This is a genomic window from Burkholderia sp. BCC1985 (genome assembly GCF_905339915.1).
Taxonomy (GTDB): Bacteria; Pseudomonadota; Gammaproteobacteria; order Burkholderiales; family Burkholderiaceae; genus Burkholderia.
Genome location: NZ_CAJPGY010000017.1, coordinates 134,232 through 160,000, shown reverse-complemented (window position 1 = coordinate 160,000; position 25,769 = coordinate 134,232). Strand labels below are relative to the sequence as shown.

At 69.8% G+C, this 25,769-nt stretch carries 24 protein-coding genes; 18 read left to right on the top strand and 6 right to left on the bottom strand.

All coding sequences use genetic code 11. The features are described from left to right. Positions 1-25 precede the first annotated feature (25 nt). Positions 26-916 (bottom strand): IclR family transcriptional regulator, encoded by an 891-nt coding sequence (locus U4Z31_RS19590; RefSeq protein ID WP_321811134.1) that lies wholly within the window; start codon positions 914-916, stop codon positions 26-28. Positions 917-1,210: 294 nt separating this feature from the next. On the opposite strand from U4Z31_RS19590, the gene U4Z31_RS19585 reads away from it, so the two are divergent. The 8 genes from U4Z31_RS19585 to U4Z31_RS19550 all read left to right on the top strand — a co-directional run bounded on the left by U4Z31_RS19585 (position 1,211) and on the right by U4Z31_RS19550 (position 9,575). Continuing rightward, on the top strand, positions 1,211-2,293 hold the full coding sequence (locus tag U4Z31_RS19585; protein ID WP_044845344.1) for an ABC transporter ATP-binding protein: 1,083 nt from the start codon (positions 1,211-1,213) through the stop codon (positions 2,291-2,293). Beyond that, a complete protein-coding gene (locus U4Z31_RS19580) occupies positions 2,294-3,292 on the top strand; it encodes an ABC transporter permease (RefSeq protein ID WP_321811133.1) in 999 nt (332 codons plus the stop codon). Further along, positions 3,289-4,083 carry an ABC transporter permease gene (locus U4Z31_RS19575; protein ID WP_321811132.1) on the top strand — a complete coding sequence of 265 codons (795 nt, stop codon included), beginning with the start codon at positions 3,289-3,291 and terminating at the stop codon, positions 4,081-4,083. The genes U4Z31_RS19580 and U4Z31_RS19575 overlap by 4 nt, the downstream gene beginning before the upstream one ends. Beyond that, entirely contained in the window at positions 4,083-4,430 is a 348-nt protein-coding gene (locus U4Z31_RS19570) for a (2Fe-2S)-binding protein (RefSeq protein ID WP_321811131.1), read from the top strand. The genes U4Z31_RS19575 and U4Z31_RS19570 overlap by 1 nt, the downstream gene beginning before the upstream one ends. After that, positions 4,427-5,872 (top strand): NAD(P)/FAD-dependent oxidoreductase, encoded by a 1,446-nt coding sequence (locus U4Z31_RS19565; protein ID WP_321811130.1) that lies wholly within the window; start codon positions 4,427-4,429, stop codon positions 5,870-5,872. The genes U4Z31_RS19570 and U4Z31_RS19565 overlap by 4 nt, the downstream gene beginning before the upstream one ends. Then, positions 5,865-7,016 (top strand): FAD-dependent oxidoreductase, encoded by a 1,152-nt coding sequence (locus U4Z31_RS19560; RefSeq protein WP_321811129.1) that lies wholly within the window; start codon positions 5,865-5,867, stop codon positions 7,014-7,016. The genes U4Z31_RS19565 and U4Z31_RS19560 overlap by 8 nt, the downstream gene beginning before the upstream one ends. Further along, complete coding sequence (locus tag U4Z31_RS19555; RefSeq protein ID WP_321811128.1) at positions 7,013-8,065, top strand: ABC transporter substrate-binding protein; 1,053 nt, start codon at positions 7,013-7,015, stop codon at positions 8,063-8,065. The genes U4Z31_RS19560 and U4Z31_RS19555 overlap by 4 nt, the downstream gene beginning before the upstream one ends. A gap of 172 nt (positions 8,066-8,237) precedes the next feature. Beyond that, positions 8,238-9,575: an MFS transporter gene (locus tag U4Z31_RS19550; RefSeq protein ID WP_321811127.1), complete on the top strand. Its 1,338-nt coding sequence runs from the start codon at positions 8,238-8,240 to the stop codon at positions 9,573-9,575. Between the two features lie 107 nt (positions 9,576-9,682). On the opposite strand, the gene U4Z31_RS19545 is transcribed toward U4Z31_RS19550, so the two are convergent. Both U4Z31_RS19545 and U4Z31_RS19540 read right to left on the bottom strand, forming a co-directional pair. Further along, complete coding sequence (locus tag U4Z31_RS19545; protein WP_321811126.1) at positions 9,683-10,693, bottom strand: 3-hydroxybutyryl-CoA dehydrogenase; 1,011 nt, start codon at positions 10,691-10,693, stop codon at positions 9,683-9,685. After that, complete coding sequence (locus U4Z31_RS19540) at positions 10,690-11,796, bottom strand: NAD/NADP-dependent octopine/nopaline dehydrogenase family protein (protein WP_321811125.1); 1,107 nt, start codon at positions 11,794-11,796, stop codon at positions 10,690-10,692. The genes U4Z31_RS19545 and U4Z31_RS19540 overlap by 4 nt, the downstream gene beginning before the upstream one ends. A gap of 149 nt (positions 11,797-11,945) precedes the next feature. Between U4Z31_RS19540 and U4Z31_RS19535 the strand changes: the two genes are divergently transcribed. Then, entirely contained in the window at positions 11,946-12,920 is a 975-nt protein-coding gene (locus tag U4Z31_RS19535; protein WP_124667045.1) for an AraC family transcriptional regulator, read from the top strand. Beyond that, positions 12,917-13,948, top strand: coding sequence for a LysR family transcriptional regulator (locus U4Z31_RS19530; RefSeq protein WP_044845355.1), 1,032 nt, complete (start codon positions 12,917-12,919; stop codon positions 13,946-13,948). The genes U4Z31_RS19535 and U4Z31_RS19530 overlap by 4 nt, the downstream gene beginning before the upstream one ends. 32 nt (positions 13,949-13,980) lie before the next feature. Here the strand turns inward: U4Z31_RS19530 and U4Z31_RS19525 are convergent, their stop codons facing one another. Continuing rightward, positions 13,981-15,111: a porin gene (locus U4Z31_RS19525; protein ID WP_321811124.1), complete on the bottom strand. Its 1,131-nt coding sequence runs from the start codon at positions 15,109-15,111 to the stop codon at positions 13,981-13,983. 410 nt (positions 15,112-15,521) lie between these two features. Here U4Z31_RS19525 and U4Z31_RS19520 point away from each other — a divergent pair, with 410 nt between their 5' ends. Both U4Z31_RS19520 and U4Z31_RS19515 read left to right on the top strand, forming a co-directional pair. After that, a complete protein-coding gene (locus U4Z31_RS19520) occupies positions 15,522-16,925 on the top strand; it encodes an MFS transporter (RefSeq protein WP_321811123.1) in 1,404 nt (467 codons plus the stop codon). 359 nt (positions 16,926-17,284) lie between these two features. Beyond that, positions 17,285-18,265, top strand: a complete 981-nt coding sequence (locus U4Z31_RS19515) for a PDR/VanB family oxidoreductase (RefSeq protein ID WP_321811122.1) — start codon at positions 17,285-17,287, stop codon at positions 18,263-18,265. A 182-nt stretch (positions 18,266-18,447) separates the two neighbouring features. On the opposite strand, the gene U4Z31_RS19510 is transcribed toward U4Z31_RS19515, so the two are convergent. After that, entirely contained in the window at positions 18,448-19,365 is a 918-nt protein-coding gene (locus U4Z31_RS19510; protein WP_321796525.1) for a LysR family transcriptional regulator, read from the bottom strand. A gap of 139 nt (positions 19,366-19,504) precedes the next feature. On the opposite strand from U4Z31_RS19510, the gene U4Z31_RS19505 reads away from it, so the two are divergent. The 3 genes from U4Z31_RS19505 (at position 19,505) to U4Z31_RS19495 (ending at position 21,740) form a co-directional block, all read left to right on the top strand. Beyond that, positions 19,505-20,788 (top strand): aromatic ring-hydroxylating dioxygenase subunit alpha, encoded by a 1,284-nt coding sequence (locus U4Z31_RS19505; RefSeq protein WP_321811121.1) that lies wholly within the window; start codon positions 19,505-19,507, stop codon positions 20,786-20,788. Further along, the gene (locus U4Z31_RS19500) at positions 20,788-21,288 is read left to right on the top strand and encodes an aromatic-ring-hydroxylating dioxygenase subunit beta (RefSeq protein ID WP_321811120.1); all 501 of its coding nucleotides are present in this window, start codon (positions 20,788-20,790) and stop codon (positions 21,286-21,288) included. The genes U4Z31_RS19505 and U4Z31_RS19500 overlap by 1 nt, the downstream gene beginning before the upstream one ends. A gap of 65 nt (positions 21,289-21,353) precedes the next feature. Next, entirely contained in the window at positions 21,354-21,740 is a 387-nt protein-coding gene (locus U4Z31_RS19495; protein WP_321811119.1) for a tautomerase family protein, read from the top strand. A gap of 107 nt (positions 21,741-21,847) precedes the next feature. Here U4Z31_RS19495 and U4Z31_RS19490 read toward each other — a convergent pair whose 3' ends face one another. Then, positions 21,848-23,404 carry an ATP-binding protein gene (locus U4Z31_RS19490; protein WP_321811118.1) on the bottom strand — a complete coding sequence of 519 codons (1,557 nt, stop codon included), beginning with the start codon at positions 23,402-23,404 and terminating at the stop codon, positions 21,848-21,850. A 127-nt stretch (positions 23,405-23,531) separates the two neighbouring features. Between U4Z31_RS19490 and U4Z31_RS19485 the strand changes: the two genes are divergently transcribed. The 3 genes from U4Z31_RS19485 to U4Z31_RS19475 are packed head-to-tail and all read left to right on the top strand — an operon-like array spanning position 23,532 to position 25,761. Beyond that, positions 23,532-24,725 (top strand): acyl-CoA dehydrogenase family protein, encoded by a 1,194-nt coding sequence (locus U4Z31_RS19485; RefSeq protein ID WP_321811117.1) that lies wholly within the window; start codon positions 23,532-23,534, stop codon positions 24,723-24,725. Positions 24,726-24,778: 53 nt separating this feature from the next. Beyond that, on the top strand, positions 24,779-25,156 hold the full coding sequence (locus U4Z31_RS19480) for a hypothetical protein (protein WP_131931645.1): 378 nt from the start codon (positions 24,779-24,781) through the stop codon (positions 25,154-25,156). An 8-nt stretch (positions 25,157-25,164) separates the two neighbouring features. After that, a complete protein-coding gene (locus U4Z31_RS19475; protein WP_321811116.1) occupies positions 25,165-25,761 on the top strand; it encodes a nuclear transport factor 2 family protein in 597 nt (198 codons plus the stop codon). Positions 25,762-25,769 lie beyond the last annotated feature (8 nt).

Here is a 25,769-nt window from a genome sequence, read left to right as displayed (position 1 = left end):
GACGAAACGGTAACACGCGACGCGCCTATGCGGTTTTCCCGGATAGACCGTGCATCGGCCGCCGCAACGCGGCGTCGAACGGATTCGTGCGCGGGCCGATCGCATCGGCCTGGCGCCGGAGCAGCTCGACGACCATCGGCATCCGGTCGTCGCCGAGCCGCGACGCCAGCGTGCCAACGCTCAGCGCGCCGACCGGGTAGCCGGTGCGATCGAGGATCGGCACCGCGACGCCGGCCATCCCGTCGAGCACGCCGCTGTTGCGGCCCGCGTAGCCGAGCTCGCGCACGCGCTCGATCTCGGTGCGCAGGTAGACCTCGTCGAGCACGCCGTAACCGCGAATGCGCGGCACGTTGAAGCGGATCACTTCCTCGCGCTCGGCTTCCGGCAGGAACGCGAGGATCGCGAGGCTGCCCTGCCCGACGCCGAGCGCAATGCGCCCGCCGATGTCCCCGGTGAACGAACGGATCGGGAACGGGCCTTCGCACAGATCGAGACACACCGCGTCGAAGCCGCTCTTCACGAGCAGGAAGATCGTCTCGCCGAGGCTTGCGCACAGCCGCAGCAGCGCAGGCCGGCACAGCGTGCGCATGCTGCTGGGGTTGCCGGCCAGCGCGGCGAGCGCGAAGAAGTCGACGCTCAGCCGGTACAGCTTCGACTGTTCGTCCTGCTCGACCATCCCTTCGGCGATCAGCGATTGCAGGATCCGGTGCGCGGTGCCCTGCGTGAGGCCGACGGCCTTCGCAAGGTGCGTGACGCGCACGCCGTCCTGCTGCATGCCGGCCAGCGCGCGCAGGATCGCGAACGCACGCTGCAGCATGCCGGTGCCCGGCGCGCCGGCCGCATCGACGGCGGCGTCCTCGTCCGCGGCCGGCATGCGTGCGGCACGCGACGTTCCACGCGAATGCGGTTCCTGCATGCGGATTCTCCTCGATGATTTCATTGAACGGAATACATCAGCCACCATTGTCGTGTCGCCAAAATGCGCGCGGCATCCGGGTGTGCACGGGATTGACGCGCGTCTTTCACCACCTGCCCGCCCTTCATTCAACGGAACGATTTGCCGGCGACTCGGCAAAGCATTCCGTTCACTGGAATTTTTCTGAAATTCATCTCGTTGAGCAGAATTCCAAATTGACGCTCCGAAATATGGCTGGCTAGAGTCCGCGTCAATGACGCACCGGCCATGCGGTGTGCGAACCCGGAGTGCTCCATGTCGTTTCTCACGCTTACGGATCTGACGAAATCGTTCGGCGCGCTCACCGCCGTCGCCGACGTCAACCTGTCGGTCGAACAAGGCGAATTCGTGTCGCTGCTCGGGCCGTCGGGCTGCGGCAAGACCACGACGCTGCAGATGATCGCCGGCTTCGTCGACGTCACCCGCGGCCGCATCGCGCTCGACGGGCAGGACATCACGCACATGAAGCCGAACCGCCGCGGGCTCGGCATCGTGTTCCAGAGCTATGCGCTGTTTCCGCACATGAGCGTCGCGGAGAACGTCGGCTTCGGGCTCGACATGCGCGGCGTCGACAAGGCGGAGCGCGCCGAGCGCATCCGCGCGGCGCTCGCGCTCGTACGGCTCGATGCGCTCGCGCACCGCTTTCCGCGTGAATTGTCCGGCGGGCAGCGGCAGCGCGTCGCGATCGCGCGCGCCGTGGTGATCGAGCCGCCGGTGCTGCTGCTCGACGAGCCGATGTCGAACCTCGACGCGAAGCTGCGCGAAGAGATGCAGTTCGAACTGCGCGCGATCCAGCGCAAGATCGGCACGACGACGATCATGGTCACGCATGATCAATCGGAAGCGCTGTCGATCAGCGATCGCGTGGTCGTGATGGAAGCCGGCCGCATCACGCAGACGGACACGCCGTACCGCGCGTACGAACGCCCGGAGAACCACTTCGTGTCGCAGTTCATCGGCAAGGCGAACCTGCTGCCCGGCACGATCGTCGCGCACGACGGCGACGCGATCCGCATCGATCTCGGCCACGATCTCGCGGAGACCGGCCGCACCGTGCACCTACCGGCGCGCGAGCGCGACGTGCGCATCGGCGATGCCGTGTCGGTGTGCATCCGTCCCGAGAAGCTACGACTGTGCGCACCCGGCGCGGGCCGCTTCGCCGCGACCGTCACGAGCCGCTTCTTCCTCGGCAGCCAGTGGCTGTACCGCGTCGACAGCGCGCTCGGCGAAGTGCTCGTGTGCTGCCAGAACGAAGGCGCGGAGCCGCTCGCGGAAGGCGCGCCGGTCGGCGTCGACTGGCACAGCGACGCGGTGCGCGTGATGCGCCGGGAGGCCTGAATGCGACAGCCTACCCGTCCGCTTTCGACCGACGGCGCGCCGGCCGGGCTCGCGCCATCGGGCGCGACCGCGACCGCGGCGGCCAACGCGGCCGACGCCGTTCCGCTTCGCACCGGCGGCGTTGCGCTGCGCGCGACGTGGCGTGCGCACGCGCCGCTGTGGCTGATGTGCGCGCCCGCGTTCGCACTGTTCGCGGCGCTCGTGCTCGTGCCGCTCGCGATGACCTTCGCGCTCACGTTCTACCGTTACGACCCGGCCACCGGCCCGATCGCCGCCTTCCAGCTCGGCAACTACGCGGAGGTGCTCGGCTCGTCGTACTTCCACACGATCTTCGCGCGCACGTTCGGCATCGCCGCGCTGACCACCGCGATCTGCGTCGCGATCGGCACACCCGAAGCGTACGTGCTGTCGAAGATGCGCGATCCGTGGCGCTCGCTGTTCCTGCTCGTCATCCTTGCTCCGCTGCTCGTGTCGGTCGTCGTGCGCGCGTTCGGCTGGAGCATGCTGCTGAACACGAGCGGGCTCGTCAACCAGGCACTCGGGCTCGTCGGCCTCGGGCCGTACAAGCTGGAATACACAACGTTCGCGATCGTGATCGCGCTCGTCCACGTGATGCTGCCGTTCATGGTGATTCCCGTCTGGACGGCACTGCAGCGGCTCGATCCGCAGACCGAGCACGCGGCGCTGTCGCTCGGCGCGTCGCCGTTCACGACGCTGCGCCGCATCGTCGTGCCGCAGCTGATGCCGGGCGTGCTGTCGGGCAGCCTGATGGTGTTCGGGCTGTCGGCGAGCGCCTTCGCGATTCCCGGCCTGCTCGGCGGACGCCGCCTGAAGGTCGCGGCGACCGCCGTCTACGACGAATTCCTCGGCTCGCTGAACTGGCCGCTCGGCGCGACGATCGCGGTGCTGTTGCTGGTCGCGAACCTCGTCGTGATGCTCACCTACTACCGCGTGCTCGAACGCCGCTACGCGCGCAGCCTCGGAGGCGCTTCCCGATGAGAAAGAACGGCCCCATTGCGCTGGCGTTCCATACGCTCGTGATCCTGTTCGTGCTCGCGCCGCTCGCGATCGTCGTGCTGGTCGCGTTCACGCCCGACGAAACGCTGACGCTGCCGACGCACGGGATGTCGCTGCGCTGGTTCCGCGCGATCCTCGACTATCCGGACTTCGTCACCGCGTTCGCCAACAGCGTGAAGCTCGCATTCGCGTCGGCGACGCTGTCGCTCGCGATCGCGTTGCCCGCCGGGCTCGCGATCGGCCGCGCGACCTTTCCCGGCCGCGCGTTCCTGAACGGCCTGTTGCTGTCGCCGCTCGTGATTCCCGGCCTCGTGCTCGGCATCGCGCTGCTGCGCTTCTTCGCGCTGATCGGCGCGACCGGCTCATTCGCGTGGCTGGTGCTCGCACACATGATCGTCATCACGCCGTTCGTGATGCGGCTCGTGCTCGCGTCCGTCGCGGGCCTCGACCGCAGCATCGAGCAGGCCGCGTGCTCGCTCGGCGCCGACCCGTGGACGACGTTCCGCCGCATCACGCTGCCGATGATCCTGCCTGGCATCACCGGCGGCTGGCTGCTCGCGTTCATCAACAGCTTCGATGAACTGACGATGTCGATCTTCGTCACGTCGCCGCAGACAGTCACGCTGCCGGTGCGCATGTACATGTATGCGACCGAATCGATCGATCCGATGATGGCGTCGGTATCGGCGCTGGTCATCTTCATCACCGCCGCCGCGATGCTGCTGCTCGATCGCGTGTACGGCCTGAACCGCATCCTGATCGGCCAACACTGATGACGACATTCGTTTCTCGCTCCACCGACAACGCGGACGACGGTGCGCAATTCGTGCGCGTCGCCGAACGCGAGCGCGCCGCCGTCGCGTTCACGCTCGACGGCCGGCCCGCGCACGCGCTCGCCGGCGACACCGTGCTCACCGCGATCCTCGTCGCGCAGCGCCGCGTGCGCGTGAGCGAATTCAGCGGCAAGCCGCGCGCGGGCTTCTGCCTGATCGGCGCGTGCCAGGACTGCTGGGTCCGCACCGAGGCCGGTGCCCGCGTGCGCGCCTGCTCGACGCCGATCGCCAATGGCATGCGGATTCTCACCGGCGCGCAGCCTGACACGGCCGGAGACGCATCATGAGCGACGCACTGCGGCCGGTGATCGTCGGCGCGGGGCCGGCCGGCGTGCGCGCGGCCGAGGCGCTGGTCGACGCGGGGCTGCGCCCCGTCGTGATCGACGAGAACGCGCGCTGGGGCGGGCAGATCTATCGCCAGCCGCCGGCCGACGGCGCGTTCGCGCGCGGCAAGCGCGTGCTGTACGGCTTCGAGGCCGCGAAGGCCGATGCCGTGCACCGCACGATGGCCGCGTTGCTGCCGCACATCGACTATCGGCCGGACACGCTCGCCTGGGCGTGCGGCGCGGGCCGCGTCGACACGCTGCAGGACGGCCGCGAAACGACCGTGCCGTTCTCGCACCTGATCGTCGCGAGCGGCGCGACCGATCGCATGCTGCCGGTACCGGGGTGGACGCTCGCGGGCGTCTATACGCTCGGCGGCGCGCAGGTCGCGCTGAAGGCGCAGGGCTGCGCGATCGGCAGCCGCATCGTGTTCGCGGGCACGGGGCCGTTGCTGTATCTCGTCGCCTATCAGTACGCGAAGGCCGGCGCGCAGGTCGCGGCCGTGCTCGACACGAGCCCGCTGCGCCGGCAGGCTGCCGCGACGCCCGCCCTGCTGCGCATGCCGTCCACATTCGCGAAGGGGCTGTACTACATCGGCTGGCTGCGCGCGCACGGCGTCGCGATCGAAACCGGCGTCACGCTCGAGCGCGTGCTCGGCGAGCGGCACGTAACGGGCCTCGCATGGCGCGCGGCCGGCGGCGACGCGCCGCCGCGGATGCTCAACTGCGATGCGCTCGGCCTCGGCTTCGGGCTGCGTTCCGAGACCCAGCTCGCGGATCTCGCCGGCTGCCGGTTCCGTTTCGATCCGCTCAACCGCGCATGGCTGCCCGAACGCGATGCGGCCGGCCGCACGTCGGTGCGCGGCATCTACGTGGCGGGCGACGGTGCCGGCATCGCAGGCGCCGACGCGGCCGAGGCGTCCGGGCGACGCGCGGCGCTCGCGCTGCTCGCGGATGCGGGAATCGCGATGCCGTCGTCGTCGCCGTCGCTGGCCGGCAAGCCCGATGTAGCGACGCTCGATCGCACGCTCGCCCGGCTCGGCGCGTTCCGTGCCGGCCTCGAAGCGGCGTTCGCGCCGCCCGCCGCACTCGCCGCGCGCTGCCCGGACGACACGATCGTGTGCCGCTGCGAGGAAATCGACGCGGGTACGCTGCGACGCTGCATCCGCGGTGGCGAAGCGACCGAGCTGAACCGGCTGAAGGCGCTGACACGCGCCGGGATGGGCCGCTGCCAGGGCCGGATGTGCGGCGACGCGACCGCACTCGTGCTCGCCGCGGAAACCGGCCGCGCGCTCGCGGACGTCGGCCGGTTGCGCGCGCAACCGCCGGTGAAGCCGTTCCCGATCTCCGCCGCACTCGCGGGCGACGATGTCGCGGCGATTCCCGACGAGGCACGCGATGAGTGAACGCCGTCACTACGACGTCGCGATCGTCGGCGGCGGGCTCGTCGGCGCTTCGGCTGCGCTGGCGCTCACGCGGCACGGCTTGCGCGTCGCGCTGTTCGAGCGCCGCGACTGCGGCGCGCAGGCAAGCGGCGTGAACTACGGCGGCGTGCGCTGCCAGGGCCGCCCCGTCGAACAACTGCCGCTCGCGCTGCGCGCGCGGCGCATCTGGGATCGCCTGCCCGAGCTGCTCGGCATCGACGGCGAATTCGTCGTGTCGGGTCATTTGCGGCTCGCGCGCAGCGACGCCGATCTCGAGGCGCTCGATGCCTACGCGACGCTTGCCGGCGAGCACGGCTTGCCGTTGCAGGTGATGCGCGGCGACGCGTTCCGCCGCCGCTACCCGTGGCTCGGCCGCGCGGCGGTCGGCGGCTCGCTGTGCGCGACCGACGGGCACGCGAACCCGCGCGTCGTGTCGCCCGCGTTCGCGCGCGCGGCCCGCGCAGCGGGTGCCGACGTGTTCGAGCACACGCCGGTCGACGACGCCCGGCACGACGGCACGCGTTTTCATGTCGTTGCGGGCGGCCGTGCGTTCAGTTCGACGTGGCTGATCAACTCGGCCGGCGCATGGGCGAACACGATCGCCGAGCGCTTCGGCGAAGCCGTGCCGATGGAGCCGATCTACCCGAACATGTGGGTGACCGAACCGCTGCCGCCGTTCATCACGCACAACCTCGGCGTGTACGGCGGCGGCGTGTACGCGCGGCAGGTCGCGCGCGGCAACTGCGTGATCGGCGGCGGGCGCGGCCGCGGCGACGGCGAGTTCGGCCAGCCGTCGGTCGACACGACGCGCGCGGTGATGCGCGATGCGTGCGCGCTGCTGCCCGCATTGCGCGACGCGCTGCTGATCCGCACGTGGAGCGGCGTCGAAGGCTGCACGCCCGACCACAACCCGATCATCGGCGCTAGCCGTACCACGCCGAACCTGCTGCATGCGTTCGGCTTTTCCGGCGGTGGCTTCCTACTCGCGCCGGGCGTCGGCGAAGTGCTCGCCGAGCTCGTCACAATCGGCGAAACCGCCACGCCACTCGATGCATTCTCGATCGGCCGCTTCTTCCCCCAAGCCGCGCCGACCGCCCCTTTCCGTCAAGAGGAGACCCAACGATGAAACTGCTCGGAACGATCGCGGCGGCTGCCGCCCTCTGCATCGCAGGCGCCGGCGTGCCCGCGCCCGCCTTCGCGCAAACGAAGACGATCTACGTCGGCATGAACGGCGGCCCGATGGAAAAAGCCTATACGAGCCAGGTGCTGCCCGACTTCGAGAAGGCGAACAACGTGAAGGTCGTCGTCGTGCCCGGCACGTCGTCGGACGTGCTCGCGAAGCTGCTCGCGAACCGCAACAAGCCGCAAATCCACGTCGCGTTCCTCGACGACGGCGTGATGGCGCGCGCGGTCAGCCTCGGCGTGTGCCAGAAGCTCGACGATTCGCCGGTGCTGAAGGAGCTGTATCCGTTCGCGCGGATGAAGGACGACATCGGCGCCGGCGTGCAGCTCGGCATGACCGGCATCGCGTACAACAAGAAACTGTTCGCGGAGAAAGGCTGGGCGCCGCCGACGTCGTGGATGGATTTCGCCGACCCGAAATACAAGGGCAAGGTCGTGTTCCAGTCCGCGTCGAGCAGCACGTTCGGGCTGCACGGATTTCTCGCGATCAACCGGCTGCTCGGCGGCAGCGAACAGAACGTCGAGCCCGGCTTCAGCAAGTGGGCGAGCACGGTCGGGCCGAACGTCGTCGAGTACATCCCGAACTCGGCAAAGATCTCCGAGATGGTGCAGACCGGCGAAGCCGGCCTGTTCCCGTTGACGCCGACCGGTGTCGGCGACCTGCAGGACAAGGGCATTCCGGTCGCGTATGCGAACCCGAAGGAAGGCCCGGTGCTGCTGCTCGTCGACCTGTGCGTGGTCGCGAACAACCCGGATCCGCAACTGGCCCAGAAGCTCGCGCAGTTCCTGCTGTCCGCACCCGCGCAGACGAAGGCGGCCGAAGCCGGCAAGCAGATCCCGACCAACCGCCTCGCGAAAATGCCCGCGACGATGCAGCAAAGCCTCGGCAACGTCGACGACCTGGTGCGCAAGTTGACGGTGGTCGACTGGACGGCGATCAACGCCCGCCGCGCGCAGTGGGACACGCGCTGGAACCGGCAGATCGAGCGGTGACGGGCACCGGCGCGCGCGGGTACGGCCGTGCGCGCCGCGACCATCATTTGCGGGAGTGATGACACTCCCCTTTTTCTGCGGATTTGACCGGGGCGGCGGTGCCGACAACACTAGCCCGCAGTGCCGCATGCGTCGCAGAGACGGCACGCACCCGCCCCCTTCAGAGTCCGCCATGTACCCGACCGACACCATGCAATCCCCGAGCGCCGCCCGGCCGCTCGCCGACCGGCAGCTTCGCCGCATCGTCATCGCCTCCGTCGCCGGCAACGCGATGGAGTGGTACGACTTCTTCGTCTACGGCACGGCCGCCGCGCTCGTGTTCGGCCACGTGTTCTTTCCGCCCGGCGCGTCGCCGCTCGCGGGCAGCCTCGCGGCGTTCGCCGCGTTCGCGCTCGGCTTCGTCGCGCGGCCGCTCGGCGGGATCGTGTTCGGGCATGTCGGCGACCGCTACGGCCGCAAGGCGTCGCTCGTATGGACGCTGCTGATCATGGGCGCGTCGACGTTCGCGATCGGCCTGCTGCCGACCTACGCGCAGGTCGGCCTGTGGGCGCCGGCGGCGCTCGTCGTGCTGCGGCTGCTGCAAGGCATCGCGTCCGGCGGCGAATGGGGCGGCGGCGTGCTGATGATCAGCGAGAACGCGCCGCCCGAGCAGCGCGGCTACTACGCGGCGTGGAGCCAGCTCGGCGTCGGCGGCGGCTTCGTGCTGTCGTCGGCCGCGTTTCTCGCCGCCCAGGCGCTGCCCGACGACGCGTTCCGCACCTGGGGCTGGCGGCTGCCGTTCCTCGCGAGCATCGCGATCTTCGCGATCGGCATCTACATCCGCCGCCACCTGCCGGAAAGCCGCGACTACGAGCAGGCCGGCAAGCGCGGCGCGCACACGCACTTGCCGATCGTCGAATGCATCCGCCGCCATCCGAAGGAAATCCTGCTCGCGATGGGGCTGCGCGTCGCCGAAAACGGCGGTGCGTACATCTTCCTCGCGTTCTCGCTCGTCTACGGCAAATACGTCGGCATCCCGAACGGCGTGATGCTGACCGGCGTGATGATCGCGATGATCGTCGAAATGGGCGCGATGCTCGCGTGGGGCCGGCTGTCCGACCGGATCGGCCGCAAGCCCGTGTACCTGATCGGCGCGCTGAGCCTCGTCGCGTGCGCGTTTCCGTTCTTCTGGCTGCTCGACACGCGCGCGACGCCGCTCGTGTGGCTCGCGCTGACGGTCGGCACCGCGGTGAGCCACGGCGCGATGATCGGCACGCTGCCCGCGCTGGTCGGCGAGCTGGTCAGCACCGAGGTGCGCTATTCGGGCGTCGCGCTCGGCCATGAAGTCGCGTCGATCTTCGCGGGCGGCATGTCGCCGCTGATCGCGACCGCACTGCTCGCGCGCTATCACGCGTCGTGGCCCGTGTCGCTGTTCCTCGTGGCGCTCGGCCTCGTGACCGTCGCGACGCTGTGCGTGATGCGCGAGACGCGCGGCGCGCCTGCTGCCGACACGCGCGGCGACGCGGCATGAGCGTAGCCGCCGCGCACGCGACGCTTCCGGCCGGCGAACGACACACCGGTTTGCGGTACCGCATGCACGCGTGCGCTGCACGATCGCACCGGGCCGCGACGACCGTCCTATGCGTCCGTGCTGCGCCGCGCGCCGTCGAACACCGGCGCCAGTCCCAGGTGGTCGAGCAGCCGTGCGAATTCGCCGAGCCGCTGCCGCATGTAGGCCGGCACGTCGACCTGCGCATAGTCGTGGAACCCGGCGCCGCTACGCACGCCGTCGCGCCCGGCCGCCATGTTGCGCACGACGCTGTCGGCCGGCGCGAAGCGCGGGCCGATCTCGCCGGCGAGATACGTCGACGCGTAGTACAGGATGTCGCAGCCGCCCCAGTCGATGAACTCGAGCAGCCCGAGCACCGCGAAGCGCGGGCCGAAGCCGGTGCGGATCGCCGTGTCGATGTCCTCGGCGCTCGCGACGCCCTCTTCCACCATGCGTGCCGCCTCGTTCATCGCGAGCGCCTGGATGCGCGGCACGATGTAGCCGGGCGCCGGCCCGCAGATCACCGGCTTCTTGCCGACGCGTTCGAGCAGCGTGGCCAGTGCGTCTACGACCCGCTGATCGGTCGCGTCGCTGCGGCTGATCTCGACGAGCGGCATCAGCAGCGCCGGGTTCAGCCAGTGCGCATTCAGCATCCGTTCCGGATGCGCGACATGGCGCTGCAACTCGGTGACGACGAACGTCGACGTCGTCGACGCGATCGTTGCACGCGCATCGACATGTGCGCCGAGCCAGCGCAGCGCGTCGGCCTTCGCGTCGAGCACTTCGGGCAGCGCTTCGAACACGATGCCGGCGTCGCGCAGGGCGGGCGCCGCGCCCTCACGCGCGACCAGCGCGATGCGGGCGACGACGGCCGCGGCCTGGTCGCCATCGATCCGGCCGAGTGCCACCTGCGCATGCAGCGGCCGCGCGATCTCGCCGCGCGTGCGATCCTCGAATACGCGCCAGCCTTGCGCGTCGCGCGGCTTGAAGTCGATCAGCGTCACGTCGAGGCCCGCGAACGCAAAGACGAGCGCGATCCCCTGCCCCATGCGTCCCGCGCCGAGCACGTGCACGCGCGTCACGTCGGCGGCGGGCGTCATGCGGCGTACCCCGCATCGAGCAGCGCGCGCATCGCGTCACGCGACAGCGCGGCGAGGCCGAGCGCCTCCAGCGTGCGCCCTTGCGCATACAGGTCGCGGCCGGTCACCGCCGACGCGACGCTCAGCAGCCCCTGCGCAACGGGCGTCGGCACGTCGGCCCAGCGCCCGCACGACACGATGAAGGACAGCCCGAGCCGGGTGTCCTCGAGCATGTAGCGATGCGTGCGCAAATCGATCTTCTCGCGCCAGTCGCCGCTGTCGGTCAGCTTGCCGTGCGCGCCGCGCCCGTACATCCATTCGTCGCCGTCGGTCGCGTAGTGGTCCGCCAGCGGGAAATGCGGCGCGCGGTAGCCGAGTGCCTCGCGCACCGCGATGCGTTCGGCATCGAGCGCATTCGTCACGCGGCGGATCGACGGCTGCGTGCCTTCGTTGTGGATGTCCCACGCGTCGAAGTGTTCGAGCGGCCCGGCGTTCATCAGGATCAGCGGCGGATGAATCACCGGGCCCGCGTTCATCAGCGCGCCGGACAGCGCATCCTCGACCGGCTCGACCGACGGGTAGCCCGCGCGCAGCACGTCGAACGCCCAGGTCGCCGCGTTCGCGGGAAACACGCCGGTCGGCAGGCGCGTCGCATACGCGCTGATCACGACCGCGTTGTCGCCATGCTTGCGTACCAGGTACGGCAGCGTGCCGGTCTCGGCAAAAGCGACGCGCGCGCGGTTGCCGGCATCGGCCGCCGCACGCGCGAACACGACGCTGCCGAACGTGCCGGGCGGCAGGAACACGACCTGGTCGTCCTCGAGCAGGGGCGCGACCTGCGCGGCGAGCGCATCGTGCGAGACGGCCGGCAGCGGCACCACGACGAGCCGCGCGCCGCGCAGCGCGGCCGCGAGATCGTCGCTCAGGCGGATCGCGCCGGGTGCGTCGCCGAGCGGCACGGCACGCCTGCCGCGATAGTCGGTCACCTGCAACGCGCCGAGCTCGCGCAGCCGCGCATGCGGTTCGCGGTCGCGCCGCCACCACGTCACGTCGTGGCCCTTCTCGAACAGGTCGATCGCGGCCGCATGGCAGCCGTGGCCGCCGCCCAGTACACATACCTTCATCGTCGTCTCCCGGTGAGTGAGTGTTGCCGAGACTACGCGGCGGCGCACGTCGCGTCGCTTCAAAACGCGCAACGGCGCGCCCGTTCGCGCAACGCAATCGCGGCGATGCGCACGACGTCGCATCCATCCATCCGACACGAGGCCACCGCATGGATATCGCCCTTTCCCGACATGCGCCGAACCGGCTCGGCACGCTGCATGCGCCCGACGAAGTCGAACGCGCGGTCGCGCACCGGCTCGGGCCGCACCGGATGGCCGCGCACGGCCGCGATCCGTTTCATGCGGAGCTGTACGAGGTGCCACTGCATCACGGCGCACTGCTCGAGCTCTGCTACGGCCGCGAGACGCGCATCGAGTTCGGCGACGATGCCGGGCATTTCCTGTTCCGGCTGACGCTGTCGGGCGCATGTGAGCTGCAGGCCGGCGACGTGGTCGCACGCGCCGGGCCGGGCCAGCTGACTGTGTCGTCGCCGGCGCTCGCGAGCCGCCTGAGCACGAGCCCCGATTGCCGCAACCTGGTGCTGCGGCTCGAACGCGGCGCACTCGAGCGCAAGCTGCAGGACATGCTGCACACGACGCTCACGCGGCCGCTGCAGTTCGATCTCGCGGCCGGCGGCAACGGTGCGGGCGCGGCGCTCGTGCTGCCGACCTTCGAATACCTGTGCCGGCTCGGCGCGCAGCCGGGGATCGGCACGTCGATCACGACGTTCGGCGCCGATCTCACCGCGTGGCTGATGGCGCTGCTGCTCACGCACCTGCCACATTCGTACAGTGCCGCGCTCGCGCGCGGCACGCCGCCGCTGCCGGCGCACGTGCGCCGCGCGTGCGACCACGTCGACGCGCACCTGGGCGACCCGCTCGCGCTCGCCGCGCTGGCGGCCGTCGCGGGCGTCGCGCCGCGCACGCTCCAGCATGCGTTCCGCGCGTTCCTGAACACCACGCCGGCCGCCTACGTGCGCGAGCGCCGGCTGGCCGCGGTGCACGCCGCGCTGCAGCGCGGCGACGCGCGCAGCGTGACCGACGTGCTGATCGCGCACGGCATTCACGGCTTCGGCCATTTCGCGAAGGCGTATGCGCGGCGTTACGGCCACCTGCCTTCCGTCACCGCGAGGCAAGCACCATGACGCACTCCGCCACCGGCCGGCCGCCGGCCCGCCCCGAACCCGCGGCGCACGACGCGGACGCGCCCGACGGCCTGCGCGTGCAGGACCTCGACCTGAACCTGTTGAAGACGTTTCGCGCGGTGTACGAAGAACGGCACGTCGGCCGCGCAGGGTTGCGGCTCGGCGTCACGCAGCCGTCGGTGAGCTACGCGCTCGGCCGGCTGCGCCTGATGTTTCGCGACGCGCTGTTCGTGCGCACCGGCACCGGCGTCGAGCCGACGCCGCGCGCGCAACGGCTCGCACTATCGGTCGACAAGGCGCTCGCGATCCTGCAGGACGTGCTCGACGAAGGCTCGCGCTTCGCGCCGGACAGCACCCAGCGCGTGTTCCGGCTGCATATGAGCGACTTCGCGGCGAGCGCGTTCCTGCCGACGCTGCTCGCGGCATTCGACCGACGCGCGCCGGGCGCGGTGATCGAGACGCTGCATGTCGACGAATGCCAGCTCAACGTCGCGCTCGAATCGGGCCGCATCGACTTCGCGCTCGGTCATTTCGCGGATGCATCGAGCCATTTCCAGCGGACCGCGCTGCTGCACGAACGCTGCGTGCTGCTGATGCCGCGCCGCACCGCGCAGCGCCTCGCGCTACCCGGCGGTTTCGTGCTCGACGGCGACGCGCCGGACGCGCTGCGCTTCGTCGCGGTGACCGCGCATCCGCAATCGATGCAGCTGCTGGAGCGGCACGGCCTGATGCCGCGCGTGCGGGCGGCGCTGCCCGACTTCCTGGTGGTGCCGGCGCTGCTCGAACACGGCGATTACGCGCTGATCCTGCCGGAGACCGTCGCGCTCACGTTCGCGGCGCGCCAGCCGTGCACGCTGTACGAGATCGCGGGCGCCGGCGAATGGGCCGTCAACGCGTACTGGCACCGGCGCTTCGATGCGGACCCGGGCCATCGGTGGCTGCGCGCGCTGCTGCTGGAGCTGTTCGATATCGGCCGGCAGGCGCCGTTCGACGCATGGCTCGCGCCGCAGCCGCCCGCCTGCGCATAGCGACGCGGGCGGGCGCAGGCCGACCTCGGCGATCAGAACGCCGTGAGGATGCCCGCGACGATCGAGCTGGCGGTCGCGCCGGGTTTCGCGACCGCGACGCCGCCGCCCGCCGCGCCATTGACGACGAAGCGCGCGTGCGCGCCGTTGCGCACCATCGCGGCGCCCGTGTACAGCACCGTGCGCTTCGAGAGCGGATAGTCGAAGCGGATGCCGTACGAATCGGCATTGCCGTCGCTGTCGGCGACCTTCCGGTAGTGGCCGATGCTCAGCAGCAGCGACGCGCGCCCGATCGGCACCGTCGCGCTGAGTTCCATCGTGTCGCTGTGCGGATACGCGCTCTGGCTGTCGATCGCGGTCGCGACGTCGGGGCCGCCGCGATGCCGCATGTACAGCGCGGCGACCTTCACGACGTTGAAGTCGTACGAGATCGCGCCGACCGTGTAGTTGCCGTTCGCGGCCGAACTGGTGACGCCGAGCGAGGATGCCGCCACCGGGCTGAACTTCTGCTGCATGTAGTCGACGTCGACCGACAACCCGCCGCGCACGTAGTTGAGGCCCGCGCCGTACGTGTCGCCGAGCGTCGCCGGCTGGCCGGCCGCGCCGTTGGTGCCACGCGCGGCCATCGCGCGCAGCATGAAGCCCGCGTAGCGCGGCGACGTGTAGCGCAGCGAGTTGCGCACGCGCAGGAACGCGGGGCCGACGAAGTTGTTCGTCGCGTTGCCCCATGCGAGGCCCGCGCCGAGCCCGGGCAGGCTGTACGTGACGAGCGTCGTGTGCACGATCGTGTAGAGCTCGCCGAACTGCACGCCGCCGAACGGCCCGGTGATGCCGACCCACGCCTCGCGGCCGAACAGCGCGCTGCCGTTCGACAGCGCGCCGCTCGCCGCGTTGAAGCCGTCCTCGAGCTTGAAGATCGTCGCGTAGCCGCCGCCGAGATCCTCGACACCCTTCAGCCCCCACTGCGACGCCCACAGATTGCCGCTGCCCATGCGCGTCACGTGGTTCGGCCCGGCGTTCGCATATTCGATCGCGGTGTCGATGCGGCCGTAGAGCGTCACGCTCGATTGCGCGACAGCCGGCAGCGATGCGCACGCAAGGAGCGCGGCCGCCAGCGTGGCAAGCGGTACGGCAAGCCGGTCGGCCCGCCCGTTCAAATGGTTCATCTTGGTCGTCCCGTGGAAATGCCGGCGCGTGTCGGCAACGCGCCGTTTGACATGAAGCGCGTTCGCATTCGGATGCGAACGCTGCCGATCAAAAACGGGCCGAGTCTAGGAACGACAATTTCGGACGTCGACGCAATGCGCTCTATAACGCTTATAGACGCGCCGCATGATGCGCGTACGCGCCGCCGCACATGCGCCGCGCGGCGGCCCGCGCGCACGGCCTCGGTGTTTTCTTTATCCGCGTCGGTAAATGTCCGTGTGGCGCGGCTGTCACTCCGGCTATGGCGGCCGAATTTGGCCGACTACGCTGCGTCTCCGATCGTGTCACCCGCACGCTTTCGCACCGCGACGGCACCCGGCCCGCGAGGCCCGCGCCGCGCTTTTCCACCGCCCGCTCCTGGAGAATCCGCATGTCCGCACCCACGGCCCGCGCTGCCGACGGCAAGCGCTATACGTACGAATGGTATGTCGTCGTCATCTGCATGCTCGCGTATGTCTTTTCGTTCGTCGATCGCCAGGTGCTCGTCCTGATGATCGAACCGATCAAGCGCGACCTGCACCTGACCGACACGCAGTTCAGCCTGCTCAACGGCTTCGCGTTCTCGCTGTTCTACGCGGTGATGGGCCTGCCCGTCGCGTATCTCGCCGACCGCTACGCGCGCCCGCGCATCATCGCGCTCGGCATCGCGCTGTGGAGCGTCGCGACCGCCGCGTGCGGGCTCAGTCAGCAGTTCGTGCAGATGTTCGTCGCGCGCATGGGGGTCGGCGTCGGCGAGGCCGCGCTGTCGCCCGGCGCGTATTCGATGCTCGCCGACTACTTCCCGAAGGAGAAGCTCGGCCGCGCGATCGCCGTGTATTCGCTCGGCTCGTTCATCGGCGGCGGCGTCGCGTTCCTGATCGGCGGCTACGTGATCGCGCTGCTCAAGCATGCGAGCGCGTTCACGCTGCCGGTCGTCGGGCAGGTGCACGCGTGGCAGGTCACGTTCCTGATCGTCGGGCTGCCGGGGATCCTCGTCGCGCTGCTGTTCGCCGCGACCGTGCGCGACCCGCAGCGCAAGGGGCTCGCGCAGGACCGCTCGGGCGCCGTGCGGCGCGTGTCGATGCGCGATTCGCTGCGCTTCGTCGGCACGCATCGCGCGACCTTCGCGTGCCACTACCTCGGCTTCTCGTTCTACGCGATGACGCTGTACTGCCTGCTGAGCTGGACGCCCGCGTTCTATATCCGCCGCTTCGGGATGACGGCCGTCGAAGCCGGCTACACGCTCGGCATCGTGCTGCTCGTCGCGAATACCGCCGGCGTGTTCTGCGGCGGCTGGCTCAACGACTGGCTGCTGCGCCGCGGCCGCAGCGATGCGCCGATGCGCGCCGGCGCGATCGGCGCCGCGTGCATGGTAATCCCCGCGACGCTGTTCACGCAGCTCGACAGCCTGCCGGCATCGCTCGCGATGCTCGTCGTCGCGATGTTCTTCGCGTCGTTCCCGATGCCGACGTCGACCGCCGCGATGCAGACGCTCGCGCCGAACCAGATGCGCGCGCAGATCTCCGCGCTGTTCCTGCTCGTGTCGAACCTGATCGCGCTCGGGATCGGCACGACCGTCGTCGCGCTGTTCACCGATCGCGTGTTCGGCGCGCCGGCGGCGGTCGGCCATTCGATGTCGATCGTGAACGTCGCGGCGGCCACGCTCGCCGCGTTGTTGCTGGCCGTCGGCTGCCGGCAGTATCGACGCAGCCTCGAGCGCGAACGCGGTCATGCGTCGGTGTCGGCTTCGACCGATGCGGCCGTCGACGGCGGCAGCGCCGTTGCCGCACGCTGAAGTCGCGCTGGTCGGCGTCGGCTTCGGCTGACGCAGCCGTCGACGGCGGCAGCGCCGCTACCGCACGCTGAAGTCGCGGTGGTCAGCGTCGGCGTCGGCTTCGGCTGACGCGGCCGTCGACGGCGGCAGCGCCGTTGCCGCACGCTGAAGTCGCGCTGTTCAGCGATCGCGTGTTCGGCGCACCGCCTGCGCGATCGTCGACGCCGCGGCCGCCATGCTGGTCGCCGACCATCATCCACCTCACTGATTCTGGTATCGCTTTTTTATCGATTTGATTTATGCGATGCCCGTCCTTATTCTCGGTTGCATGACGGCGCTGCACTAGCCGCGCCGGTTTCTCCTACCCCACGGAACACCCCATGCAAGCGAACCGCCACCAGGTCCGGATCGACGCGCTGATCGACGCGGCGCAGGACATCCGCTGTTTCCGGGTCTCGCGCGTCGACGGCCAGCCGTTCGACGCGTACGAGCCGGGCGCCCATATCGACGTCACCGCGCCGTCCGGCGTCACACGGCAATACTCGCTGTGCGGCCGCCCCGACGAGCGCGGCAGTTACCTGTTCGCGGTGAAGAAGGAAGCGCAGTCGCGCGGCGGCTCGCGCTCGCTGCACGACGACGTGCGCGTCGGTGCCGAGCTGTCGATCGGCGCGCCGCGCAACCTGTTTCGTCTGGCGGACGACGCGAGCGAGCATGTGCTGGTCGCGGCCGGGATCGGCATCACGCCGCTGCTGTCGATGGCGTACGCGCTCGCGCAGCGCGGCGCGCGTTACCGGTTGCACTACTTCGCGCGCAGTCGTGAACACGCGGCTTTCGTCGACGAACTGTCGGCCGAACCGTTCGCGTCGCGCGTGACCTTCCATTACGGGATCGCACCCGATGCGCTCGCGGCCGAACTGGGCCGCTGCGTCGAGTCGATCGACGCGAAAGCGCACGTCTATACGTGCGGGCCGGGGCCGTTCATGGATGCCGTCGTCGCGGCGGCGGCCACGCGGCTTCCGGAAGACGCGATTCATCTCGAACGCTTCGCGGCGGAACCCGTCGCGGCCGACGCCGCTGTCGACGCCGCCCCGGCGGAAGGGTTCGAAGTGCGCCTGCAGCGCAGCGGTCAAGCGGTGCACGTCGCACCCGGCACGTCGATCGTCGACGCGCTCGCGCGCATCGGCGTCGAGGTCGATACGTCATGCGGCGAAGGCGTGTGCGGCACCTGCATGGTGCCGGTGCTCGACGGCGAGCCCGATCATCGCGACCACTGCCTCAGCAAGGCCGAGCGCGCGAGCAACACGGTGATCTGCTGCTGCGTGTCGCGGGCGCGCTCGGCGGTGCTCGTTCTCGATCTGTGATGCGCGGCGGGCGCTGAGGTGCTGAGGTGCTGAGGTGCTGAGGTGCTGAGGTGCCGAGGTGCTGAGGTGCTGACGTGCTGCGGCGCGGCGGGCGCTGACGTGCTGCGGCGCTGATCGACTGATCGACCAATGCGCCGATGCGCTGGCGACTCGCAGAGCCGCCCCAGCACGCCGCCCCGCCGTCACGCGTCGAACCGCTCGACGATCTCAGCGAGCAGCGCGCGCATCCACGCGATCCCCTCGTCCTCGTGAAAATGCTCGTGCCAGTGCATCGTGACCGGCGCGGGCGGCAGCGTGACCGGCAGTTCGTAGAGCCGGAACGCGTTGTCGCGGTTCAGGATCCGCGCGAGCCGCTTCGGCAGCGTCGCATAGAGATCGGTGACCGACAGCACGCTCGGCAGCGCGACGAAGTGCGGCACTTCGAGCGCGATGTTGCGGCCCACGCCCTGCGCGCGCAACGCGTCGTCGAGCGCGTGGTGGCTGTGCTCGACCGATTTCACGTTGACGTGCGCGGCGCGCACGAACTGCTCGAGGCTCAGCGCCGCACCGGCCGGCAGCCCGCGCCGGCGCCCCGTCATGCACACGTAGGTTTCCTCGAACAGCAACTGGTGGCGCGTGCGCGGCATCAGCTCCGGCAGGTTGCCGATCGCGAAATCCAGCCGGCTCGCGCGCAGCGCCTCCTCGATTTCCTCCACCGGCAGCGGCTGCACGCTGAGCGTCACGCGCGGCGCGCGTTCGCGCAGCGCCTGGCAGATCGCCGGCAGGTACGCCATCTCGCCCGCATCCGACAGCGACAGCCGGAACGTGCGCGTGCTCGACGCCGGATCGAAACGTTCCGCATAGCGCAGCGCGACGCGCACCATGTCGAGCGCCTTGCCGACGATCCCCGCGAGTTCGAGCGCGACCGGCGTCGGCTGCATCCCCGCGCGCGTGCGCACGAACAGCGGATCGTCGAACAGCGTGCGCAGCCGCCCGAGCGAGTAGCTGACGGCCGGCTGCGACAGCGCGAGCCGCTCGCCGGCCTTGGTCAGGCTGCGCTCCTCGACGATCGCCTGGAACACCCGCAACAGGTTCAGATCGAGATGATCGACCGATGTCATCGTGACCTCCATCATTTGCCGCATTTATTTGATTGGCAATTTTAGATCAATTTGACGGATATGTAGCGGAAGACGAGACTGGGTACCCGATGCCGCGCGCGACGCGGCCCGATTTCGCGACTCTTTCCCCACGACGACGATGAGCGACATTCCCACCCAGACGATCGACACCCGCGCGTTGCGCGGCTTCGCGCAGCCCGACCGCATCGCGCCCGCGATGTATCACGACCCCGCGCTGTTCGAGGCCGAACTCGACCGCATCTTCTACCGCACCTGGATCTGGGTCGCGCACGAGAGCGAGCTGCCGAACCCGGGCGACTTCGTCACGACGACGATCGGCCGCCAGCCGGTGATCGTCGTGCGCGACAGGACCGGCGAGATCAACGTGCTGCAGAACCGCTGTCGCCACCGCGGCGCGACCGTGTGCGAATCGCACAAGGGCAACGCGAAGGGCTTCACGTGCCCGTATCACAGCTGGTCGTACGCGCTCGACGGCACGCTGCGCGCGCTGCCGTACGGCGACGGCTACGAAGGCGTGTGCGAGAAAGGCGACCTGCCGCTCGTGAAGCTGCGCGTGGGCGTGTACCAGGGGTTGATCTTCGCGAGCTTCAACGACGCCATCGAACCGCTCGAGGATTTCCTCGGCGGCGCGAAGCCGTGGATCGACCTGTTCATGAAACAGGGTGCCGGCTACCCGATCAAGGCGAACGGCGAGCACAAGTTCAAGTTCAAGGGCAACTGGAAGATCCAGCTCGAGAACACGACCGACCTCTATCACTTCCCCGTCGTGCACAAGTCGTGGATGAAGTCGATCGACGACGAAACGGCGGCCGCGATCACGAGCTTCATGACGAGCGAGGACGCCTTCTGTCGCGGGCTCGGCAACGGTCACAGCCTCGCGGTGCTGATGCCCGAGCTGATCGATCTCGACCAGGACGACGGCGCGCCGCTGCCCGAACGCTTCGCGCCGCTCGCGGCGAAGCTCGCCGAGCGCCATACGCCGGACGAAGTGCGCCGCATCGTGCGCTCGCTGATGGGGGTCGGCTTCAACCTGAACCTGTTTCCGAACCTCGCGCTGTCGATGGCGTTCTTCCGCGTGCTGCGGCCGATCTCCGCGAACGAAACCGAGATCCGTCACGTCGCGCTCGCGATGGATGGCGGCCCGGACGAAGCGAATCGCGAGCGGCTGCGGATTCACGAGCATTTCCAGGGCCCGTTCGGCTTCGGCAGCCCCGATGACGCGGAAGCGTGGGAGCGCGTGCAGCGCGGCGCGCATGCGGGGCCGGACGTGCCGATCCTCGTGAACCGCGGGCTGAACCGCGAGACGACCGCCGCGAACGGCGAAAAGACCGCGCATGCGACCGACGAGACGGGCATGCGCGAGGCCTATCAGCAATGGCGCAAGATGATGGAGCAACAGTAATGGACGACCGCAACGCCCTCTTTTCCGAGCAGACCTTCGCCCGCGCGGTCGAATTCGTGTGGCGCGAAGCCGAGCTGCTCGACCGCCGCGACTATCGCGCATGGCTCGACCTGTGGGATCCGGCCGGTCACTACGTGGTGCCGATCGATCCCGACACCACCGACTTCGCGGCGACGCTCAACTACGTGTTCGACGACCAGGACATGCGCGAGAAGCGCGTGCAGCGGATGCTGTCCGGTTACTCGGCGTCGGCGACCGACGCGGCGCGCACGGTGCGTACCGTGTCGCGCTTCACGCTGGAGAGCAGCAGCGCCGGCATGGTCGAGCTGAAATCCGCGCAGGTCGTCGTCGCGTACAAGCGCGGCGTCGCGACGCTGTTCGCGGCGGACGTCGCGCACAAGCTGCACATCGACGCGGACGGCGAAATGCGGATCGCGGAGAAGGTCGTGCGGCTGATCGACTCGACCGAAGCGCTCAGCGCGATCGGCTTCCTTCTGTAAGCGGCCGCCGGTTCGCCGCCGAATCTGCAACGGTGAACCGGTCACCTTCACCTTTCCGGACGACCATGCCCACACTCGAAGTTTTTCTGCCGGCCGGCCACGACGACGCGCGCAAGGCCGAGCTGATCGCGCGGCTCAGCAGCGCGACCGTCGACGCGATCGGCGCACCGCTCGAATCGGTGCGCGTACTGCTCACCGAATTGCCCGCCACGCACATCGGCCTTGGCGGCCGCACGGCCGCCGATGGCGCACCGCCGTCGCTGCCGGTGATCGTCGCGATCCTGATCGCCGGCCGCACCGAAGAGCAGAAACGCGCGTTGATCGCGGCGCTGTCGGACGCCGGCGCGAACGTGCTCGATGCGCCGTTGCAGGCGACGCGCGTGATCATCAAGGACATCCCGAACACCGACTTCGGGATCGGCGGCCAGACCGCGCGGGCGCTGGGGCGCTGATCGTGTGCCGCGCGTCGCTGCCCAGTCGCGATGTGCGCGATGTGCGTGATACGAGTGATGCGCGCGACGTGCATGGCGCCCGTTACGCTTGCGCCGCGACGCACCGCTTACGCCTGCGTACCGACAAGCGGCAGCGTCACGCGACAGTCGAGCCCGCCGCCTTTGGCCGGGCTCGCGCCGATGCGCCCGCCATGACGCATGACGATGCTCTTGCACAGCGACAGCCCGATCCCGTTGCCGCCGGCCTTCGACGACGAGAAACCGTCGAACAGCCGGTCGTGCGCCCCTTCGGCGATACCGGGCCCGTTGTCGATCGCCCGCAGCTCCGCGTGGCCGCCGACGTCGGCGGTGCCGAGCGTCAGCGTGCACGGCGCGCGCGCGCAGCCGGCGAACGCCTCGATCGCGTTGAAGGCCAGATTCAGGATCACCTGCCCGATCAGCACACGCTCGCAGCGAATCGGCAGCGGCTTGTCGGCCTGCACGATCGCGACCGTCACGCCCGCTTCCTTCGCACGCAGCTCGATGAAATACGCGACGTCGGCGAGGATCTCGCGCAGGTCGGCGAGCGCGACGACCGGCTCGCGCTTCACGATGAACTCGCGCACGCTCTTGATGATCAGCGCCGCATGCTCGGCCTGCCGGTCCGCGCTGCGCAGCCCCCAGATCGCATCGTCGACGGCGCCGCGCGTGTTCAGCCGCTGCACCGCACCCTCGATGAAGTTGCGCACGGCCGCGAGCGGCTGGCTCAGCTCGTGCGCGATCACCGTCGCCATCTCGCCCATCGCGTTGTAGCGGCCCGCGTATTCGAGCATGCGCGCTTCGGCGCGGCGCGCCTCCTCGATCGCGACCTCGTCGCTGACGTCGCGGAAATGCACGAGCAAACCGTCGAGGTCGCCTTCGATCTCGACTTGCCGGCACGTGATGCGCAGCCAGCACGCCGAGCCGTCGCGCCGCACGAAGCGGTAGCGCTGCGGCTCGGACGGGCACGTCGACGGCGCATCGCGCAGCTGCGCGACGAGCCGGTCGCGATCGGCCGCGGTGCAGTAGTCGAGCACGCCGCCGAGCGCATCGTCGGGCGCGAGCCCGAGCACGCGGCGCCCCGACTCGCTGATGAACTGCGCGCCGCCGTTCGGCGTCACGACCGCGATGCCTTCGTCGAGGTCCTGCATGAATTCGCGCAGCCGCGCCTCGTAGCGGCGCAACTGCTGACGGATCGCCTCCTCTGCGCTGATGTCGCGGAACTGCACCATGACGACGTCGCGCCCGCGCAGCGGCACGTGCGTCGCGATCGCCTCCGACAGCATGTCGACGCCGGTGCGCGACCGATAGCACCACTCGTACACCTGCGGCCGCCCTTCGGCGATCGCGCGATCCATCGCGCCCACGCCGATCTCGCGCCGGTATTTCGGTTCGGGACGCGTCATGTCAGGCGCCTTCAGCGGCAGCAGCTCCTCGACGGAAAAGCCGAGCGCGATGCACGCGGCGCGGTTCGCCCACACGATCGCCTTGGTCTGCGCGTCGTGCAGCAGCACGCAGGTCGTCAATGCGTCGAGCAGCCGGTGGAAATCGTCTTCGTCGGGGAAGCTCATGAGCGGATTCGGTTGAAGGCGCGCGGCGTCGCGCGGCCGGATGTCCAACATAGCACCGGCGTGCACGGCCCGCATCTGAAGATTTCTTTAGTCCGGCACGGAGCCACACCAGTCGCGCGGCCTTACGCACCAATTGCTGCGTGTTTTCGGCGTTTCTAGACTGATTGCATCGTCTTTCGAACCCCATTCCCAGGAGCCACTCATGCCCAACGCCGCCCTCGCCGTCGACGCCGCGTCCCCCTCGCCGCATGCGGTCCGCGAAGCGGCCGCGCGGGTGTCGCCGCTCGACGCGGTAATCGAGACCGTCGCCGCGCGCCGCGATGAATTCGACCGCCTGTCGCACGTGCCGCGCGACGTGATCGCGCTGTTCAAGGAGGCCGGCATCTATCGCGCGGGCACGCCGCGCCGCTTCGGCGGCGATGCGCTCGCGCCCACCGCGTTCCTCGACATGATCGAGCGGATCGCGACCGCCGACGGGTCGGCCGCGTGGGTCGCGAGCTTCGGCTCGGCCAACGTCTATCTCGCCGCGCTGCCGCTGGCCACGCAGGCCGAGCTGTACGCGAGCGGCCCCGACCAGGTATTCGCGGGCGGGCTGTTCCCGGTCCAGCCGGCGCAGGCGGCACCCGGCGGCTGGCGCGTGAACGGCACGTGGAAATTCGCGAGCGGCTGCAAGGGCGCCGACTGGCTCGGCGTCGGCATCGCGGTGCCCGGCGCGCAGGACGCCGCACCGAACAAGCCGCGCACGGCCGTGTTCCGTGCCGCCGACGTCGAGATCGTCGAGAACTGGAGCGTGGTCGGCATGCAGGGCACCGGCAGCCACGACCTGCGCGTCGACGACCGCTTCGTGCCCGACGCGTGGACCTTCGTGCGCGGCGGCGAGCCGACCGTCGACGAGCCGCTGTACCGCTATCCGACCGTCGCGTATGCGGCGCAGGTGCTCGCCGTGGTCAACCTCGGGCTGGCCCGCGCGGCGCTCGACGTCGCGAACCGGATGTCGGGTGGCCGCCAGACGACCACCGGCGCCCCGCGCCTCGCCGATCGCGCGTATTTCCGCATCGAGCTCGCGAAGGCCGAAGCGCAGCTGCGCTCGGCGCGCGCGTTCTTCTACGACGCGACCGACTCGGTCTGGCAATCGATCCTGGCCGGCGACCCGGTCACGCCCGAGCAGGTCAGCCTGCTGCGGCTCGCGGCCACGCATATCGCCCGCGAAGGCGCGAGCGTCGTCGAGCGCGCGTACCGCCTCGGCGGCACGGCCGCGATCTATCGCACGCATCCGCTGCAGCGCCTGCTGCGCGACGCGATGGTCGTCACGCAGCACGCGTTTCTCGGCGAAGGCAACTTCGACGGCGCGGGTGCGGTGTTCACCGGCGTCACGCCGTTTCCCGGCTATCTGTAATCCGCGTCGATTCGCTTCGACGCCGCACAACGCATTGTTCAGGAGAACCTGTCATGTCCGATTCGAATCCGCTGCCGCTGCGCGTGCTGTTCTGCTGCGGCGTGTCGCAAAACTTCTTCGACCTGCCGCGCGAAAAGATCGGCGAAGTGTGGCAAGCGTACGGCGCGATGCTCGCCGCCGTCGAGGCGATGCCCGGCGTGCGCGTGCTCGGCGTGATGGATGACGACCGCCTCGTCGTCGGCCAGGCCGACGGTGCGCCGTGGACGTTCTACATCATGGCCGACGTCGCCGACTTCGACACGACGGTCGCGGTATGCAACCTGTATCGCACGACGCCCGTCGGCGAATACAACCTGTGGCGCTACGGCAAGATCGAGGCGCGGGTCGGCCGTGCGCTGACCGTGCCGCCGGCCGCGAAATCCGCGGCGTGAGGCGCGCGATGACCGGACCCGATTCGACGCGCGCGCTCGAAGCGCGCGACGCGCCCGATACAAGCGACGCAAGCGAAGCGCCCGACGCACGCGAAGCCGTCAAAGCGCTCGACGCGCTCGCGCGACGCGTGGCCACGCTCGACGCCGAACGCGCGGTGCGCGCGACGATCACGCGCTACATGGCGCTGTGCGACGTGCCGGAGGATGCCGGCGACGGCCCGGCGCTCGCCGCGCTGTTCACGGCCGACGCGGTGTGGGAAGGCATCGGCCCGCAGTACGCGCGCAAGTTCGGCCGCCTCGAAGGCACGGACGCGATCGTCGCGATGCTGCGCCGCTACCTGCCGCCCGAACCGCATTTCTCGGCGAACCTGCACTTCCTGACGTCGGAGTCGATCGACGTCGGCGCCGACCATGCAAGCGCGCGCGGCCGCTGGATCATGCTGCAGGCGTCGCGCTACGCGGACGGCACGGCCGAGCTGATCGCCGCGCGGCTGACCATCGATTTCGCGCCGGCCCCCGACGGCGCGACCTGGCTGATCCGCCATTTCCGCACCGAGCGCGTGCTCGACGGCCCGTGGCCGCTCGCCGCCGCGCCGCACGCCTGAACCCCTTC

Coding starts and splice junctions, on each gene's coding strand:
- U4Z31_RS19515 (WP_321811122.1), top strand. CDS start 17,285: ATGCAAGCGAACCGCCACCAGGTCCGGATCGACGCGCTGATCGACGCG.
- U4Z31_RS19555 (WP_321811128.1), top strand. CDS start 7,013: ATGAAACTGCTCGGAACGATCGCGGCGGCTGCCGCCCTCTGCATCGCA.
- U4Z31_RS19490 (WP_321811118.1), bottom strand. CDS start 23,404: ATGCGGGCCGTGCACGCCGGTGCTATGTTGGACATCCGGCCGCGCGAC.
- U4Z31_RS19535 (WP_124667045.1), top strand. CDS start 11,946: ATGGATATCGCCCTTTCCCGACATGCGCCGAACCGGCTCGGCACGCTG.
- U4Z31_RS19510 (WP_321796525.1), bottom strand. CDS start 19,365: ATGACATCGGTCGATCATCTCGATCTGAACCTGTTGCGGGTGTTCCAG.
- U4Z31_RS19495 (WP_321811119.1), top strand. CDS start 21,354: ATGCCCACACTCGAAGTTTTTCTGCCGGCCGGCCACGACGACGCGCGC.
- U4Z31_RS19530 (WP_044845355.1), top strand. CDS start 12,917: ATGACGCACTCCGCCACCGGCCGGCCGCCGGCCCGCCCCGAACCCGCG.
- U4Z31_RS19565 (WP_321811130.1), top strand. CDS start 4,427: ATGAGCGACGCACTGCGGCCGGTGATCGTCGGCGCGGGGCCGGCCGGC.
- U4Z31_RS19575 (WP_321811132.1), top strand. CDS start 3,289: ATGAGAAAGAACGGCCCCATTGCGCTGGCGTTCCATACGCTCGTGATC.
- U4Z31_RS19525 (WP_321811124.1), bottom strand. CDS start 15,111: ATGAACCATTTGAACGGGCGGGCCGACCGGCTTGCCGTACCGCTTGCC.
- U4Z31_RS19590 (WP_321811134.1), bottom strand. CDS start 916: ATGCAGGAACCGCATTCGCGTGGAACGTCGCGTGCCGCACGCATGCCG.
- U4Z31_RS19570 (WP_321811131.1), top strand. CDS start 4,083: ATGACGACATTCGTTTCTCGCTCCACCGACAACGCGGACGACGGTGCG.
- U4Z31_RS19545 (WP_321811126.1), bottom strand. CDS start 10,693: ATGACGCCCGCCGCCGACGTGACGCGCGTGCACGTGCTCGGCGCGGGA.
- U4Z31_RS19560 (WP_321811129.1), top strand. CDS start 5,865: ATGAGTGAACGCCGTCACTACGACGTCGCGATCGTCGGCGGCGGGCTC.
- U4Z31_RS19540 (WP_321811125.1), bottom strand. CDS start 11,796: ATGAAGGTATGTGTACTGGGCGGCGGCCACGGCTGCCATGCGGCCGCG.
- U4Z31_RS19520 (WP_321811123.1), top strand. CDS start 15,522: ATGTCCGCACCCACGGCCCGCGCTGCCGACGGCAAGCGCTATACGTAC.
- U4Z31_RS19485 (WP_321811117.1), top strand. CDS start 23,532: ATGCCCAACGCCGCCCTCGCCGTCGACGCCGCGTCCCCCTCGCCGCAT.
- U4Z31_RS19550 (WP_321811127.1), top strand. CDS start 8,238: ATGTACCCGACCGACACCATGCAATCCCCGAGCGCCGCCCGGCCGCTC.
- U4Z31_RS19475 (WP_321811116.1), top strand. CDS start 25,165: ATGACCGGACCCGATTCGACGCGCGCGCTCGAAGCGCGCGACGCGCCC.
- U4Z31_RS19585 (WP_044845344.1), top strand. CDS start 1,211: ATGTCGTTTCTCACGCTTACGGATCTGACGAAATCGTTCGGCGCGCTC.
- U4Z31_RS19580 (WP_321811133.1), top strand. CDS start 2,294: ATGCGACAGCCTACCCGTCCGCTTTCGACCGACGGCGCGCCGGCCGGG.
- U4Z31_RS19505 (WP_321811121.1), top strand. CDS start 19,505: ATGAGCGACATTCCCACCCAGACGATCGACACCCGCGCGTTGCGCGGC.
- U4Z31_RS19500 (WP_321811120.1), top strand. CDS start 20,788: ATGGACGACCGCAACGCCCTCTTTTCCGAGCAGACCTTCGCCCGCGCG.
- U4Z31_RS19480 (WP_131931645.1), top strand. CDS start 24,779: ATGTCCGATTCGAATCCGCTGCCGCTGCGCGTGCTGTTCTGCTGCGGC.